Source organism: Blautia hansenii DSM 20583, from assembly GCF_002222595.2.
Taxonomy (GTDB): domain Bacteria; phylum Bacillota; class Clostridia; order Lachnospirales; family Lachnospiraceae; genus Blautia; species Blautia hansenii.
Map to the genome: position 1 here is coordinate 2,728,786 of NZ_CP022413.2, position 14,022 is coordinate 2,742,807.

Sequence of the window (14,022 nt, forward strand, 5' to 3'; positions counted from 1 at the left end):
TCCTTTTCTACCTCATACAGCATAACGATTTCCGTGTTTTTTGTCAATCATTTCATACATACCGCACTGCTTTTCGGAAATACTAAAAGAAAAACAGGAGGCGCATTATGAATAAAAATACGATAAAAAATTCCCATTTTGACAAATTCAACGTAGAAGCCACTTCCATCAATGATTTAGACGGCTGCGCTACAACAGAGGCTACCGGACTCATCCCCGCCATGCCGAAATCCCTCTCGGAAATTGACTCCTATAAAAAAATACTTCCCTACTCTCCTGATTGTTATGTGGAGAAAACAGACAAAAAAAGAGAGCAGTAAGAGGCTGATTTTCAGCTTCTTCTTGCTCTCCTGCCAAATTATTCTTCTTTTTTAGTCTTCTTTGAGGTTTCCTTGTCTGTCTGACTGTCCTCATTCTCCTTTTGCTTGTCCGACTTACTGTCTGAATTTACAGTCTGCCCTTCTGTCTTTTCTGACGTATTGCTGCCTTCCTTCGTATCTTTTTCTGCATCTCCCTGTTTCGCATCTACTTCTTCGCCGGAAGTCTTCTCTGTGCTGTCGGTTACCGGAGTTGCCACTTTTTCAGCCGCTTCTTTTAAAGCAGCCACTGTAAACTCTGCTTCTTCATCTTCTGTATGAATTTTGTGTTCCTCAGCCAATGCGTCTGTGTAATCAGAAAGCTTATAAACTCCCATTTCTGTAAAATCGTCATTATAATGTATTACCAACGGAACTAAACCATATTCCTCAATAGTTACTTCTCCTGACTTCGCATCCTTTTTTAATGTAAATTCTGCCATTCCTCCCAGAAGATTTTCCAAAGATGACTGATGACTTACAAAATTTCCAAGAGAATAATACACCAGCATTTCTTTTCCATCCGTTCTTGTCAGCTTTCCGTATTTTTTCAAAATATGAGGATGTGAACAGATTACGACATCCGCTCCCTGTTCTGCCAGAAAATCAATTTTTTCCTGAAGCTTTTCGTCTGTATCCTCTGCGTCACTTTTTCCTCCGTGAAGATATACAATACTTACATCTGCTTCTTTTTCTGCCTTTGCCAAATCCTCCTTGATATTCTTTTCTGAATAGGTATCCACCATATAACTTTCTTCTTCCGGAATAGAGTGATTTTCACTTACCATAGAACTGTAATTCATCACGGCAACTTTAAAATTTTTCTTCTTAATTACCTGATATCTGGCTTCGTCAGCTTCTCCATGTATTCCAAGGTAGACAATCTTCGGATAGCTTTTCTTCCAAAACTCTACGGAGTCTGTAATTCCGTCACTTTCTCTGTCAAATGCGTGTTCTGTTGCCTGTGTAACAATGTCAAAGCCTGCTTTTACCAATGCGTCACCTACTTCTGTGGGCGTTGCAAAATCAGGATAACCTGCTGCCTTATCATGCTCCTTAATAAAAGGCGTTTCCTGATTTACTGATGCCAAATCAGCCTTTTCTATGTCTTCCTTAATGTTCTCATACAGAAAATCAAAATTCCACTCCTGCTCTTTACCGGAGTTAATAACAGCGTCGTGAATAAGATTATCCCCTACCGCTACCATCTGAAGCACATTCTCCTCTTCTGCTGCTGCCTCCTGTTTCTTCTGTTCTTCTATCTTCTTCGCCTGTTTTTCTTCATTTTTCTTATGTACAGACGTTCCCACAGCAATGCCGCCAACGACCAAAACAAGTGCGCCAATTCCTGCTAAAATCATTCTCTGGCGCATAATTCTCTGACGTCTTTTTCTTTCTCTGATAATTCTTCTGTGTCTTTCTATTTCCCGCCTTCTGGCTTCTTCTTCCGCTCTACGTCTTCTACGATGCTCGCTCATGATAATCTCCTTCCTTAATCATCACTTTATCTTAACATGCGAATTTTCGCATAAATTTTGTGAACTAATTATTTCACAATTATAATATGAGTTTTAAGTTTATGTCAACTTATTTACGCGCAAAAAAAGAAGATGCTGTATCAAACAACATCTTCCCAATAAATCAACCAATTCCTTTATAAACCAGTCCTAAAATAAATACAATAATTGTCAAAGGCACATAGATGTATTTTGCGGTAGGTTTGAAGATTTTTGAAAGCCCCTTTTTACGTCCTTCTTCCAATTCTTCCTTAATTTTATCAAATCCTAAAATATAGTAGATAGAAATTGCTCCCAGAACTGCACCAAACGGAACTACAATAATAGTAATAAAGTCCATCCATGTTCCTACTCTTGCTTCTTCTTCCATGAAAAGTCCGACAATAAGTGTCAGTGCACCGCAAAGTAAAACTGCATGATTTCTTTTTAATTTAAATTTATGCTGCCAGCTCTCAATCACAGCTTCAAACATATTGATTAAAGAAGTAATTCCTGCAAAACATACAGACAGGAAAAAGATAACTGCAAACAGTCTTCCCATCGGCATCTGTTTAAAAATGTTCGGAATAGTCACAAACATTAAAGACGGTCCTGCGGAAGGTTCAATACCAAAAGCAAATACTGCCGGCATAATTGCCAAAGCAGAAAGCATGGCTGCTATCGTATCAAAAAACGCTGTCTGCATGGATGCCCTTGGAATGTCTTCTTTCTTGCTTAAATAAGAGCCGTAAACAATCATCCCCGAACCTGTAATAGACAGAGAGAAGAATGCCTGTCCCATAGCCATTACCCATGTATCAATATTTGCCAACGCTTCCCATTTCGGTACAAACAAAAATTCATAACCCTCTTTTGCTCCCGGAAGGAAGAATACTCTTACTGCCAATATGGAAAACAATACAAAAAACAAAGGCATCAATATCTTATTTGCTTTCTCAATCTGCGTAGCCGCCCCAATGAGAAGCACAATTACAGTAATTGCAATTACAAGTACGTGCCATGGCACATTTCCCATAAATGCAGTCACATCAGCAAAATATTCTGCTGAGTCCTGCTCTAAAACCGTATTTGTAACAGAACCGCATAAAAATCTCAAAACCCATCCGATAATTACAGAATATCCGATGGCAATTCCAAGAGAACCTAAAAGCGGTATCCACCCCAACACTTTTCCTACTTTTTCTTTCTTCTTTTCTTTCCAGCAAAGCTCGTAAGAACCCAGTGTTCCTGTTCCTGCTTTTCTGCCGATTGCAAATTCTGCTGAAAGTCCTACAAAACCAAACAAACAAATAAAGAAAATATAGGGAATTAAAAAGGCTGCTCCCCCATACTCTCCCAGTCGGTAAGGGAACATCCAGATATTTCCCAACCCTACTGCTGAACCTACGCAAGCCAGTACAAATCCCAGCGAATTTGTAAAGCTTCCATTTTTATGATTGTGCATATTTTTCCTCCTATCTCCCGATAATCTGCCCTTATTGGCAATATCACCGATTGATGCGTTAAATTTTAAAACTATACTTCATCAATGTAGCAAAGAATACAAGAAAAGTCAACCGGATATCCCTCTTTTTATGACGTTTTTTTTGCAGAAACATGGTATACTAAGTTAAAAAATCAGTTTATCGGCACATAGGTGTTGAATTATACTTGCAAGGGGGACTTTTCTAATGGATATTTTCACTTTCATTCTGGAAATTATTGGTACGGTGGCATTTGCTTCCTCCGGCGCCATGCTTGCGATTGAAAAGAAAATGGATATATTTGGTGTAAACATTTTAGGCGCTACAACAGCAGTTGGCGGCGGTATTATGAGAGATGTTATTTTAGGCGTAACGCCTCCTACTGCATTTGCCCAGCCTGTGTACATTTTATTCGCAATCATTACATCCACCTTATTGTTTGCCATTGTATATACCAATCCTGATATTATTCATTCTAAAATCAAAAATAAATTTTACGATAAGGTCATGCTCTGGTGTGATACTGTGGGCTTGGGAATTTTTACCGTAGTAGGTATTCAGACTGCTTCCCGCCATGTAACCGATGACAACGCCTTCTTTTTCCTGTTTATCGGTGTTCTTACCGGTGTAGGCGGCGGTGTTATCCGTGATATTATGGCAAGCGAAACGCCTTATATTCTGGTACGTGAGGTCTACGCCAGCGCTTCCATTGCCGGAGGAATTGTCTGCATTGTATGTCGAAGTACAATCGGAGAGGCAGCAGGACTTGTTCTAGGTCTTATTGTCACAGTAGTTATTCGTGCACTTGCAGCACATTTTCACTGGAACCTTCTGCGTATTCATTGACGAAGTTGAAAATCATGGTATGATAGATATAAAAAATAAAGGAGAGATTTCATAATGAGTAAAATTGATGAAGTAAGAAAAGCTATGGTTACTGCCATGAAAGCAGGTGACAAAGAACGTAAAGACTCCTTATCCATGCTGCTGTCTGCATTAAAAAATAAGGCAATCGACAAACGTGAGGATTTAACAGAAGCAGAAGAAAACGAGGTTGTTTTAAAAGAAATCAAACAGACAAAAGAAACTCTTGAGCTGACTCCGAAGGACAGAACAGAGATGATTGAAGAATGTACAAAACGTATTACTGTTTACGAAGAATTTGCTCCGAAAATGCTGAACGAAGATGAAATTAAAGAAGTTATTCAGGGCATATTAAGCGAGCTTTCTATCGAAACACCGACCGGAAAAGACAAAGGCAAAATCATGAAAGTGCTGATGCCTAAGGTAAAAGGAATTGCTGACGGAAAGCTGGTAAATCAGGTTTTGGCAGCTATGATGGAGTAAATTATCTTTATCTGAATTTTTAGAAGGGAATATCTATTATGCTTTTACATACATAGATATTCCCTTTTCTATTTTTAAACCACTGCTAAAATTCTTTATCACAACAAAAAACACCGTCCCCGCAGCTCTCTTGTCTGCAAAAACAGTGCTTTTTCATGCGCCTTCAGGGACTCGAACCCTGGACAAATAGATTAAGAGTCTACTGCTCTACCAACTGAGCTAAAGGCGCTTATTTATTTTGTTTTCCTCAATGCAAAAAGTATTATAACTGATACATTTTAAAAAAGCAAGCACATTTTTATACTTTTTTTGTTTTTTTTAAGAAACACTTTAGAAATATTTACACATTTTACGCTTAGTCTGTGCTCACTTTGAACTTGTAATCTCAAAGCGTGCTCGACAAATTCGCTAAAAGTGTATAAATATTTCCGAATAATGTTTCAAACAACAGTTCCACTTCTTCTATTTCCTTTTCACTTTTACAGAATGAAGCGTCTTTTCCACCTCTTCAATAGACCTTAAAACCTCCGAGGTCTTTGTTTTTTGCCTTCTGTTTTGATATGCCCATTGAAAAACTGCATCCTTTATTCCGCTTTTTCCTTTCATTGCAGACTCTCCAAAAAATTTCTTCTATTATATAGTCTATTGTCCTGCAATCAATTTGTGAATAGGATTTCCTTGAGAAGAGAATTTTTCTTCATATTCTGTCATCACATTTCCTTTATTCATTGCTTCATCATGATGAAGGTCAAAGGTATGTGCCAAGAGCTTCCATCCTGCTTCTTTTACTTCCTCCAAAGAAAATTCAAAGAGCTCTCTGTTATCTGTCTTAAATTCTACTACTCCTTCAGCATCCAGCACCTGCTGATATCTCTCCAGAAACTGACGGGAGGTTAATCTGCGCTTTGCATGTCTTTCCTTTGGCCATGGGTCTGAAAAATTCAAGTAAATCTTTTTTACCTCTCCTTTTTCAAATACTAACGGAAGTTCTCTTGCATCCATACGAATGAAGAACAGATTATTTAAAATTTTCCCTTCTTTTTCCTGTTCTTCTCTTTTCTGAAGCGCACGTAATAAAACGCTGTCATACATTTCAATTCCGATAAAATTTACGTCAGGATAAAGCTCTGCCAAGGTCATAATAAAGCGTCCTTTTCCCATTCCCACTTCGATATGAACCGGATTATGATTTCCAAAAACCTCTGCCCATTTTCCCTTTTTTTCCTGCACATCATGCACGACATATTTGCTATCTTCAATGGCATCCTTTGCCCCCGGTATATTTCTTAATCGCATTCAAAATTCCTGCCTTTCCAATTCTTCTATAAAAGTATAACCCATACCCTATCTCCTGTCAAAGACACAATAAATCCGGTGGTTTTTTTCCGGAAATGGTGTATAATAAGATGAGCAAGAAAAAAAGGAGGAAAGCCTATGGAAGACATTATCAACAAGCTTGCAGAAATAGAAGCTGCCGCCTCACATATTATGGAAGATGTTTCAGAGCAGAAAAAGCAACTGGCACAGCAATATGAAGAAGCTGTCCAGCAGTTTGATTTCACCATAGACACGGAAAGCCAAAACCGCTCCGATACAATCCGGCGGGAATTGGAAGTCCAGATGAAACAGGAGCTGGAAAAGCAGCGCAATGAGGCTGAACAGGTTTTAACCAGACTGGAAGCCTACTACACCAAATGTCATACGGACATGGCAAAAGAAATTTATGACAGAATATTAAGGATGTGAGAATATGGGAAGTCTGCTTTCTTACAGCGGTCTGTCCACAAAGGTACGGGCCATGCAAAGCAAGCTTATAAAAGAAGTCCAATATCAGGAAATTGCTCAAATGCCTTCTGTTACGGCTATTGTTTCTTATTTAAAGAAGCAGCCGGGATTTCAGGACCTTTGGGCAGATTTAGATGAAAACAGCCTCCACAGAGGAGATATTGAAAGGCTTCTTACTCATACCATTTATCAAAATTTTGCCAAGTTATACCGCTTCGCTAATCCGGAACAGCGAACCTTTATGGCATTGTATTTTAAACGCTATGAATTGGCAATTATGAAGGAATGTCTTAGAAAGGTCTTTGATAAAGGACACGCTGAGTTGGACCTTTCTCTTTTTAAGGACTTTTTCGACCGCCATTCAAAGCTGAATATTGAAAAGCTTGCAAATTCTTCTACGGTGGAAGAATTTATTTCTAATCTGGAGGGTTCCGAGTATTATAAACCCCTGAAAAAATTAGGGAATGATTACACCCCCAGAATTTTTGATTATGGTATGGCACTAGACCAGTATTATTTTGCCAATATCTGGTCCGTAAAAGAAAAACTCTTCAAAAAACGAGATTTAGAAGAAATCACAAAAGCATACGGAAATAAATTTGACATGTTAAATCTTCAATGGATTTACCGTTCAAAAAAATATTACCACATGACTCCTGCTGATATTTACGCACTGTTAATTCCTGTGCATTACCGTCTCAGCAGAAGAGAGATTTCCGCATTGGTGGAGGCCGGAGATGAAGAAGAATTTAAGCACATTCTGGACACCACCTATTACAAAAAGCGTTTTCCTGAGCTTGTTCCGGAAAAACTGGAAGCGTTTTATAATCTAAATTTAAAAAACATTCTGGAGACAGAGTCCAGAAAATATCCTCACTCAGTTATTATGCTGTATTCCTACCTCTATCACAAGGAGCATGAGGTAGACCGATTAACTACGGCTATTGAATGTGTCCGCTACGGACTGTCATCTGCTGAGATTTTAAAGTATATTGCAAAAACTTAATAACCGGAGGTGATTACATGATTGAGAAAATGAAATTCTTGAGTATTACCGGTCCGAAATCGGATATTGACCGTGTGGTAAATGAATATCTCTCCAAGTATGAAATTCATCTTGAAAATGCTATGGCACAGTTAAGTCAGGTACAGCACCTGTCGCCGTATATTCAGATAAATCCATATAAGGATTTATTAACCCGCATCAATGAATTTGCCGGTCAGCTCAAGGATACAGAGCACGTTCCCATACGTGATATTTCTCTGGAAGAAATCCAGCCCCTTGTGGATGTTTTGAATGAGAAAATTTCAAAAATTAACAAAAAATGTGATGAACTCAGTGAAAAACGTGCTTCTATCACAGAAGATTTAAAATGTATTACGCCTTTTCTTACCCTGCCTCAGGATTTAGATAAGCTGATACACTATCGTTTTGTTCAGGTACGTTTCGGACGTATTCCCGTAGAATATTATGAAAAATTCAAAGAATATGTTTACGATAATCTGGACACCATCTTTTTCCCCTGTCATCAGGATGATTATGTATGGGGACTTTATTTTGTCCTCTGGACAAAAATGGAACAGGTAGATGCCGTATTCTCTTCTATGCACTTTGAGCGCATTTATCTGAAAAAAGATTACTACTATGGTACTCCTCAAAAGCTTCACAACGATTTAAACACACAGTTAAATGAAATTGATAAAGAATTAAACACTTGTCATCAGGAAATTCAGGAGCTTCTAAACGGCGATGCCTCTGCTATTCTTTCTGCACAGGCTGCCTTAAATGCCCTTTCCACCAACTTTGATGTGCGAAAGGTCGCTGCCTGCGTACAGGAGCATCAGGAAACCTTCTACATTTTATGCGGATGGATGAGTGAAAAGGACAGCTCTTCTTTCATGAAAGAAATCGAAAACGACTCCAAGCTGTTCTGTGTGGTAGAGGATGACAATAATAAAATCAATTGTAAGCCGCCTACAAAGCTGAAAAATCCGAAGATTTTCAAGCCTTTTGAAATGTATATAAAAATGTATGGACTTCCTGACTATCACGAATTAGATCCTACTATTTTTGTAGCACTGACTTATTCTTTTATTTTCGGTGTTATGTTTGGAGATGTAGGACAGGGACTTTTACTGGCAATCGGGGGCTTTGCACTGTATAAATGGAAACAGGTTACACTAGGAGCTATTATTGGAACTGCAGGTATCTTCTCTACCTTCTTTGGTTTTATGTTCGGCAGTATTTTTGGCTTTGAACACACCATTGATGCTCTATGGCTAAGGCCCGTAGAAGCTATGACGCTGGTTCCCGGACTTGGACAAATGAATACTATTTTCGTTGTTGCCATTGTTTTTGGTATGTTCCTCATCCTTGTGACCATGATTTTCCACATTATCAATGCGGTACGTACTCATGACACAGAGGGTATCTGGTTTGACCAAAACTCTGTCTGCGGCCTTATTTTTTATGGAACTTTAACCGTATCTGCTCTTTTATTCCTCACAGGAAAATCACTGCCTGCTGCCATTATCTTAATTGTAATGTTTGCAGTTCCTCTTGTGGTTATCATGTTAAAAGAACCAATCACCCACATTGTGGAAAAGAAAACACCTGTAATCGAAGGCAGCAAGCCTATGTTTTTTGTACAGAGCTTCTTTGAGCTGTTTGAAATTATGTTAAGCTTTCTTTCAAACACACTTTCTTTTGTGCGTATCGGTGCTTTTGCTGTCAGCCACGCCGCTATGATGGGCGTTGTTATGATGCTTGCAGGTGCGGAAAGCGGTGGAAGCATTAACTGGCTGATTGTTATCGGAGGCAATCTCTTTGTATGTGCTATGGAAGGTCTGATTGTAGGTATTCAGGTACTTCGTCTTGAATATTATGAAATGTTCAGCCGTTTCTATAAGGGTACAGGAAAAGAATTTAAGCCATTTTTAAAACATGTAAATAAAACAAAATTCTCTGACCATACTTAATGGCGCAGACTGTTTATTATTTAGGAGGATATTATTATGACAACTATTATTCAAATTCTTACCGCAGCAGCTTTAGTTTTAAGTATTATCGTTCCTTTCGGAGCGTTCTTTCTGGGAGAAAAAACAAAAAAACGTTATAAAAAATCTCTCGCATGCAACTGCTTTTTCTTCTTCGGAAGCCTTCTTGTTGCTACTGTCGTAATGTTCAGCGGAACAGCCAGCGTTCATGCTGCAACTGCTGCCGGAACTTCTGACCTCGCAACAGGTCTTGGCTACATCGGTGCCGCTTTAGTTACCGGCCTTTCCGGCATTGGTTCAGGTATTGCCGTTGCAAGCTCTGCAAGTGCTGCTTTAGGCGCTATCAGCGAAGATGGTTCTTTATTTGGTAAATCCATGATTTTCGTAGCCATGGCAGAAGGTATTGCATTATATGGTCTGATTATTTCTTTCATGATCCTTGGTAAATTAGGCTGATTTCAATACGGAAGGATGATTTCCAATGAAAATGTTTTTAATCAGTGACAACATCGACACCTACACCGGTATGCGCCTTGCAGGCGTAGAAGGTGTGGTTGTCCACGAAAGAGAGGAGCTTCATCGTGCCTTGGAGGAAGCCATTAGCAACAAAGAAAACGGCATTATTCTCCTCACAGAAAAATTCGGAAAAGAATTTCCCGACATTATCGATGATGTGCGCTTAAATCACAAGCTTCCTCTGCTTATTGAAATCCCTGACCGTCATGGAACGGGACGGGCGCCTGACTTCATTACTTCTTATGTAAATGAAGCCATCGGACTAAAATTATGACAAGAAGGTGATGTGTATGACAACAGAAGAAAAATTGCAGCATTTCTATGAAGTTTCCATGGATACTGCCAGAGAAGAAGCGACAAAAGTATTGGATGAATACAAGGCTGCTCTGGAAACAGAAATGGAACGCCATAAACAGGAAAAGCAGGCTGCTTCTGAAAGTCAGTTCAAAATAGACTCAGACAACGCAGCCCGAGAAATCAACAAAGCACTTTCCGCAGAGCATCTCCATATTAAAAGAAAGCTTTCCAAAAAACAGCAGAAATTAAAAGAAAGTATCTTTGCTGAAGTAGAGGAATTACTGGATGACTTCTCTAAAAAGCCGGAGTATACAGACTGGCTGGAAGATAAAATCAAACAGTCCTTGGAGATTGCCGAAAACGACTCTGTACAGATTTATCTCACTGCAAAGGACTCTGCCAAGGCAGAGGAATTGACAAAACGCACCGGAATTACTCCTCTCATCTCTGAAACAGATTTTTTAGGTGGTATAAGAGCTGTTATTCCTGAAAAAAATATTTTAATTGACAATACGTTCCTTACTGCTTTTGAGAATGAAAAGGAACGTTTCAATTTCGATGGAGGATTTACCCATGAGTAAAACTGCTGAAATTTACGGCATCAATGGTCCTGTTATCTATTTAAAAGGCAACACAGGATTTAAAATGTCGGAAATGGTTTATGTAGGAGAGGAAAATCTGGTGGGCGAAGTTATCTCCCTGAAAAAGGAAGCCACAACGGTTCAGGTATTTGAGGAAACCAGCGGACTTCGTCCGGGAGAAACTGTAACTGCCAGTGGTGATGCCATTTCCGTCACACTGGGACCTGGTATTTTAAATAATATTTTTGATGGTATTCAAAGACCTCTTTCCGTTATTGCCGAACAATCCGGAAAATATATTTCCAGAGGTATGCAGGTAGACTCTCTGGATACAGAAAAACTTTGGGATGTGCATATTACTGTTTCTGAAGGTATGGAAGTCTATGGTGGAACTATTATTGCAGAAGTTCCTGAAACAGAGTCTATTGTGCATAAATCTATGGTTCCGCCAAACATTCACGGAGTAGTAAAATCCGTTGTTCCTGACGGAAAATACAATATTACTCAAACTATTGCCGTCCTGACTTTAGAAGACGGCTCTGAATATGAATTAAAACTAGCGCAGAAATGGCCGATACGAATTCCAAGACCTACAAGTAAACGTTACCCTGCTTCTAAACCACTTGTAACAGGACAGCGTATTTTGGACACTCTGTTCCCGATTGCAAAAGGCGGTACTGCTGCTGTTCCCGGCGGATTTGGTACAGGTAAAACCATGACGCAGCACCAGATTGCCAAATGGTCTGATGCCGATATTATTATTTACATCGGCTGCGGTGAGCGTGGAAATGAAATGACACAAGTATTGGAGGATTTCTCCAAACTTCATGACCCGAAAACAGGAAACGCCTTAATGGCACGTACTTCCTTAATTGCAAATACTTCAAATATGCCTGTTGCTGCCCGTGAGGCATCTATTTATACCGGTATTACCCTTGCGGAATACTACCGTGATATGGGCTATGACGTGGCAATTATGGCGGACTCTACTTCCCGATGGGCAGAGGCTTTGCGTGAATTATCCGGACGTCTGGAGGAAATGCCTGCGGAAGAAGGCTTCCCTGCTTATCTTGCATCCCGCCTTTCTGCCTTTTATGAAAGAGCCGGTATGATGCAGAATTTAAACGGTACGGAAGGTTCTGTATCCATTATCGGCGCTGTTTCCCCACAGGGCGGTGACTTTTCCGAGCCTGTAACACAAAATACCAAACGTTTTGTCCGCTGCTTCTGGGGACTGGATAAGTCTCTGGCTTATGCAAGGCATTTCCCTGCCATTCACTGGCTTACCAGTTACAGTGAATATCTGGGAGATTTATCTTACTGGTACAGTGAAAATGTTTCCCCGAAGTTTGTGGAGTACAGAAACCGCATTATGGCAATTTTAAACTCTGAAAGCAGTCTGATGGAAATCGTAAAGCTTATCGGAAGTGACGTACTTCCCGACGACCAGAAGCTGACTTTGGAAATTGCAAGAGTTATCCGTCTGGGCTTTTTACAGCAGAATGCTTTCCATCCTGACGATACCTGTGTTTCTCTGGAAAAACAGTTTAAAATGATGGAAGTTATTCTGTATTTATATAAGAAGTGCCGTGCTCTCATTGCAATGGGCATGCCAATGTCCGTATTGAAGAAGGAAAATATCTTTGAAAAAATCATTGCAATTAAATATGATGTGCCAAACGACCATCTGGAAATGATGGATGATTATAAAAAAGCTGTTAAAGATTTCTATAACACAGTAATGGAAAAGAATGGATAAGGAGGGACTGATTTATGGCAATCGAATATTTGGGCTTAAGCGAAATCAACGGCCCTCTGGTAGTTTTAGAAGGAGTAAAAAACGCCTCCTTTGATGAAATCGTAGAATTTCGTGTGGATGACGGAAGCAAAAAGCTGGGACGTATTGTAGAAATATACGAAGAAAAAGCAGTTATTCAGGTATTTGAAGGTACCGAAAATATGTCTCTTTCCAATACCCACACACGCCTCAGTGGACATCCTATGGAAGTGGAGCTTTCTCCCGATATTCTGGGACGTACCTTTAACGGTATCGGAAAACCCATTGACGGATTAGGTCCTGTCATTCCCGAAATGAAGCTGAATATTAACGGACTTCCGTTAAATCCCGTCACAAGAGAATATCCCAGAAACTTTATTCAGACAGGTATCTCTGCCATTGACGGACTGACTACTTTAATTCGTGGACAGAAGCTTCCGATTTTCTCAGGAAACGGACTTCCCCATGACCAGCTTGCAGCGCAGATTGTTCAGCAGGCATCTCTTGGAAGCAACAGCGATGAAAAATTCGCCATTGTTTTTGCTGCAATGGGTGTAAAATATGACGTAGCGGAATTTTTCCGCCGTACCTTTGAGGAAAGCGGTGTATCCGACCATGTTGTTATGTACCTGAATTTGGCAAATGACCCTGTTGTAGAACGTCTGATTACACCGAAGGTTGCTCTTACTGCTGCGGAATATCTGGCTTTTGAAAAAGGTATGCACATCCTTGTTATCCTTACAGATATCACATCCTTCTGTGAGGCCATGCGTGAGGTATCTTCCTCTAAGGGCGAAATTCCTTCCAGAAAAGGATATCCCGGATATTTGTACAGTGAACTGGCAACCCTTTATGAAAGAGCCGGTATTGTAAGAGGCGGCACAGGTTCTGTAACACAGATACCCATTCTTACTATGCCAAATGATGATATTACCCATCCAATTCCTGACTTAACAGGATATATTACCGAAGGTCAGATTGTACTTGACCGTCAGCTTCACGGACAAGCAATTTATCCGCCAATCAATGTACTGCCTTCTCTGTCACGTCTTATGAAGGACGGTATCGGTGAAGGCTTTACAAGGGAAGACCATCAAGACGTTGCAAATCAGCTTTTCTCCTGCTATGCAAAGGTAGGGGATGCCAGAGCTCTTGCATCCGTTATCGGCGAAGACGAGCTTTCACCTCTGGATAAAAAATATCTGGAGTTTGGTACTGCCTTTGAAGAAAACTTCGTGGGACAAAGAGCAGATGAAAACAGAACTATTCAGGAAACTTTAGATAAAGGTTGGGAGCTTCTTTCTATGATACCGAGAGAAGAACTTGACCGTATTGACACCAAAATTCTGGATAAATATTATCCTGAAAACGTAGAAAAGTAAAAGG

General features: G+C 39.8%; 15 protein-coding genes and 1 tRNA gene. 11 read left to right on the forward strand and 5 right to left on the reverse strand.

Features of this window, described 5'->3' with window-relative positions:
- Positions 1-107: 107 nt before the first annotated feature.
- Complete coding sequence (locus CGC63_RS13765) at positions 108-320, forward strand: hypothetical protein (RefSeq protein ID WP_004220422.1); 213 nt, start codon at positions 108-110, stop codon at positions 318-320.
- A gap of 38 nt (positions 321-358) precedes the next feature.
- Here CGC63_RS13765 and CGC63_RS13770 read toward each other — a convergent pair whose 3' ends face one another.
- A complete protein-coding gene (locus tag CGC63_RS13770) occupies positions 359-1,834 on the reverse strand; it encodes a CapA family protein (RefSeq protein ID WP_004220424.1) in 1,476 nt (491 codons plus the stop codon).
- 163 nt (positions 1,835-1,997) lie between these two features.
- Positions 1,998-3,317, reverse strand: a complete 1,320-nt coding sequence (locus tag CGC63_RS13775) for a sodium-dependent transporter (RefSeq protein WP_004220426.1) — start codon at positions 3,315-3,317, stop codon at positions 1,998-2,000.
- A gap of 226 nt (positions 3,318-3,543) precedes the next feature.
- On the opposite strand from CGC63_RS13775, the gene CGC63_RS13780 reads away from it, so the two are divergent.
- Both CGC63_RS13780 and CGC63_RS13785 read left to right on the forward strand, forming a co-directional pair.
- Positions 3,544-4,182 (forward strand): trimeric intracellular cation channel family protein, encoded by a 639-nt coding sequence (locus CGC63_RS13780; protein ID WP_004220427.1) that lies wholly within the window; start codon positions 3,544-3,546, stop codon positions 4,180-4,182.
- Between the two features lie 54 nt (positions 4,183-4,236).
- Positions 4,237-4,683, forward strand: coding sequence for a GatB/YqeY domain-containing protein (locus CGC63_RS13785; RefSeq protein ID WP_004220432.1), 447 nt, complete (start codon positions 4,237-4,239; stop codon positions 4,681-4,683).
- 156 nt (positions 4,684-4,839) lie between these two features.
- Here CGC63_RS13785 and CGC63_RS13790 read toward each other — a convergent pair.
- The 3 genes from CGC63_RS13790 to trmB form a co-directional block, all read right to left on the reverse strand.
- A tRNA-Lys gene (locus tag CGC63_RS13790) sits at positions 4,840-4,912 on the reverse strand.
- 233 nt (positions 4,913-5,145) lie between these two features.
- A complete protein-coding gene (locus CGC63_RS15490) occupies positions 5,146-5,289 on the reverse strand; it encodes a hypothetical protein (protein WP_004220434.1) in 144 nt (47 codons plus the stop codon).
- Between the two features lie 36 nt (positions 5,290-5,325).
- Entirely contained in the window at positions 5,326-5,979 is a 654-nt protein-coding gene (gene trmB / locus CGC63_RS13795; protein WP_004220436.1) for a tRNA (guanosine(46)-N7)-methyltransferase TrmB, read from the reverse strand.
- 138 nt (positions 5,980-6,117) lie between these two features.
- Here trmB and CGC63_RS13800 point away from each other — a divergent pair, with 138 nt between their 5' ends.
- From CGC63_RS13800 to CGC63_RS13835, 8 genes are read left to right on the forward strand one after another with little or no spacing between them, the layout of a single operon-like run.
- Positions 6,118-6,429 carry a hypothetical protein gene (locus CGC63_RS13800; protein WP_004220439.1) on the forward strand — a complete coding sequence of 104 codons (312 nt, stop codon included), beginning with the start codon at positions 6,118-6,120 and terminating at the stop codon, positions 6,427-6,429.
- A 4-nt stretch (positions 6,430-6,433) separates the two neighbouring features.
- Positions 6,434-7,474, forward strand: coding sequence for a V0D/AC39 family V-type ATPase subunit (locus CGC63_RS13805; RefSeq protein WP_004220441.1), 1,041 nt, complete (start codon positions 6,434-6,436; stop codon positions 7,472-7,474).
- A gap of 17 nt (positions 7,475-7,491) precedes the next feature.
- A complete protein-coding gene (locus CGC63_RS13810) occupies positions 7,492-9,447 on the forward strand; it encodes a V-type ATP synthase subunit I (protein ID WP_004220443.1) in 1,956 nt (651 codons plus the stop codon).
- A 36-nt stretch (positions 9,448-9,483) separates the two neighbouring features.
- Positions 9,484-9,921: an ATP synthase subunit C gene (locus tag CGC63_RS13815; RefSeq protein ID WP_004220445.1), complete on the forward strand. Its 438-nt coding sequence runs from the start codon at positions 9,484-9,486 to the stop codon at positions 9,919-9,921.
- Positions 9,922-9,946: 25 nt separating this feature from the next.
- On the forward strand, positions 9,947-10,255 hold the full coding sequence (locus CGC63_RS13820; RefSeq protein WP_004220447.1) for a V-type ATP synthase subunit F: 309 nt from the start codon (positions 9,947-9,949) through the stop codon (positions 10,253-10,255).
- A 16-nt stretch (positions 10,256-10,271) separates the two neighbouring features.
- On the forward strand, positions 10,272-10,859 hold the full coding sequence (locus CGC63_RS13825; RefSeq protein WP_004220449.1) for a V-type ATP synthase subunit E: 588 nt from the start codon (positions 10,272-10,274) through the stop codon (positions 10,857-10,859).
- Complete coding sequence (locus CGC63_RS13830; RefSeq protein ID WP_004220450.1) at positions 10,852-12,618, forward strand: V-type ATP synthase subunit A; 1,767 nt, start codon at positions 10,852-10,854, stop codon at positions 12,616-12,618. Before CGC63_RS13825 ends, CGC63_RS13830 begins: the two co-directional genes overlap by 8 nt.
- Before the next feature lie 14 nt (positions 12,619-12,632).
- A complete protein-coding gene (locus CGC63_RS13835; RefSeq protein ID WP_004220452.1) occupies positions 12,633-14,018 on the forward strand; it encodes a V-type ATP synthase subunit B in 1,386 nt (461 codons plus the stop codon).
- The last annotated feature ends 4 nt before the right edge of the window (positions 14,019-14,022 follow it).

Excerpts from the sequence above, each read along its gene's own strand:
- CGC63_RS13765 (WP_004220422.1), top strand. The coding sequence starts at position 108 with ATGAATAAAAATACGATAAAAAATTCCCATTTTGACAAATTCAACGTA.
- CGC63_RS13770 (WP_004220424.1), bottom strand. The coding sequence starts at position 1,834 with ATGAGCGAGCATCGTAGAAGACGTAGAGCGGAAGAAGAAGCCAGAAGG.
- CGC63_RS13775 (WP_004220426.1), bottom strand. The coding sequence starts at position 3,317 with ATGCACAATCATAAAAATGGAAGCTTTACAAATTCGCTGGGATTTGTA.
- CGC63_RS13780 (WP_004220427.1), top strand. The coding sequence starts at position 3,544 with ATGGATATTTTCACTTTCATTCTGGAAATTATTGGTACGGTGGCATTT.
- CGC63_RS13785 (WP_004220432.1), top strand. The coding sequence starts at position 4,237 with ATGAGTAAAATTGATGAAGTAAGAAAAGCTATGGTTACTGCCATGAAA.
- CGC63_RS15490 (WP_004220434.1), bottom strand. The coding sequence starts at position 5,289 with ATGAAAGGAAAAAGCGGAATAAAGGATGCAGTTTTTCAATGGGCATAT.
- trmB (WP_004220436.1), bottom strand. The coding sequence starts at position 5,979 with ATGCGATTAAGAAATATACCGGGGGCAAAGGATGCCATTGAAGATAGC.
- CGC63_RS13800 (WP_004220439.1), top strand. The coding sequence starts at position 6,118 with ATGGAAGACATTATCAACAAGCTTGCAGAAATAGAAGCTGCCGCCTCA.
- CGC63_RS13805 (WP_004220441.1), top strand. The coding sequence starts at position 6,434 with ATGGGAAGTCTGCTTTCTTACAGCGGTCTGTCCACAAAGGTACGGGCC.
- CGC63_RS13810 (WP_004220443.1), top strand. The coding sequence starts at position 7,492 with ATGATTGAGAAAATGAAATTCTTGAGTATTACCGGTCCGAAATCGGAT.
- CGC63_RS13815 (WP_004220445.1), top strand. The coding sequence starts at position 9,484 with ATGACAACTATTATTCAAATTCTTACCGCAGCAGCTTTAGTTTTAAGT.
- CGC63_RS13820 (WP_004220447.1), top strand. The coding sequence starts at position 9,947 with ATGAAAATGTTTTTAATCAGTGACAACATCGACACCTACACCGGTATG.
- CGC63_RS13825 (WP_004220449.1), top strand. The coding sequence starts at position 10,272 with ATGACAACAGAAGAAAAATTGCAGCATTTCTATGAAGTTTCCATGGAT.
- CGC63_RS13830 (WP_004220450.1), top strand. The coding sequence starts at position 10,852 with ATGAGTAAAACTGCTGAAATTTACGGCATCAATGGTCCTGTTATCTAT.
- CGC63_RS13835 (WP_004220452.1), top strand. The coding sequence starts at position 12,633 with ATGGCAATCGAATATTTGGGCTTAAGCGAAATCAACGGCCCTCTGGTA.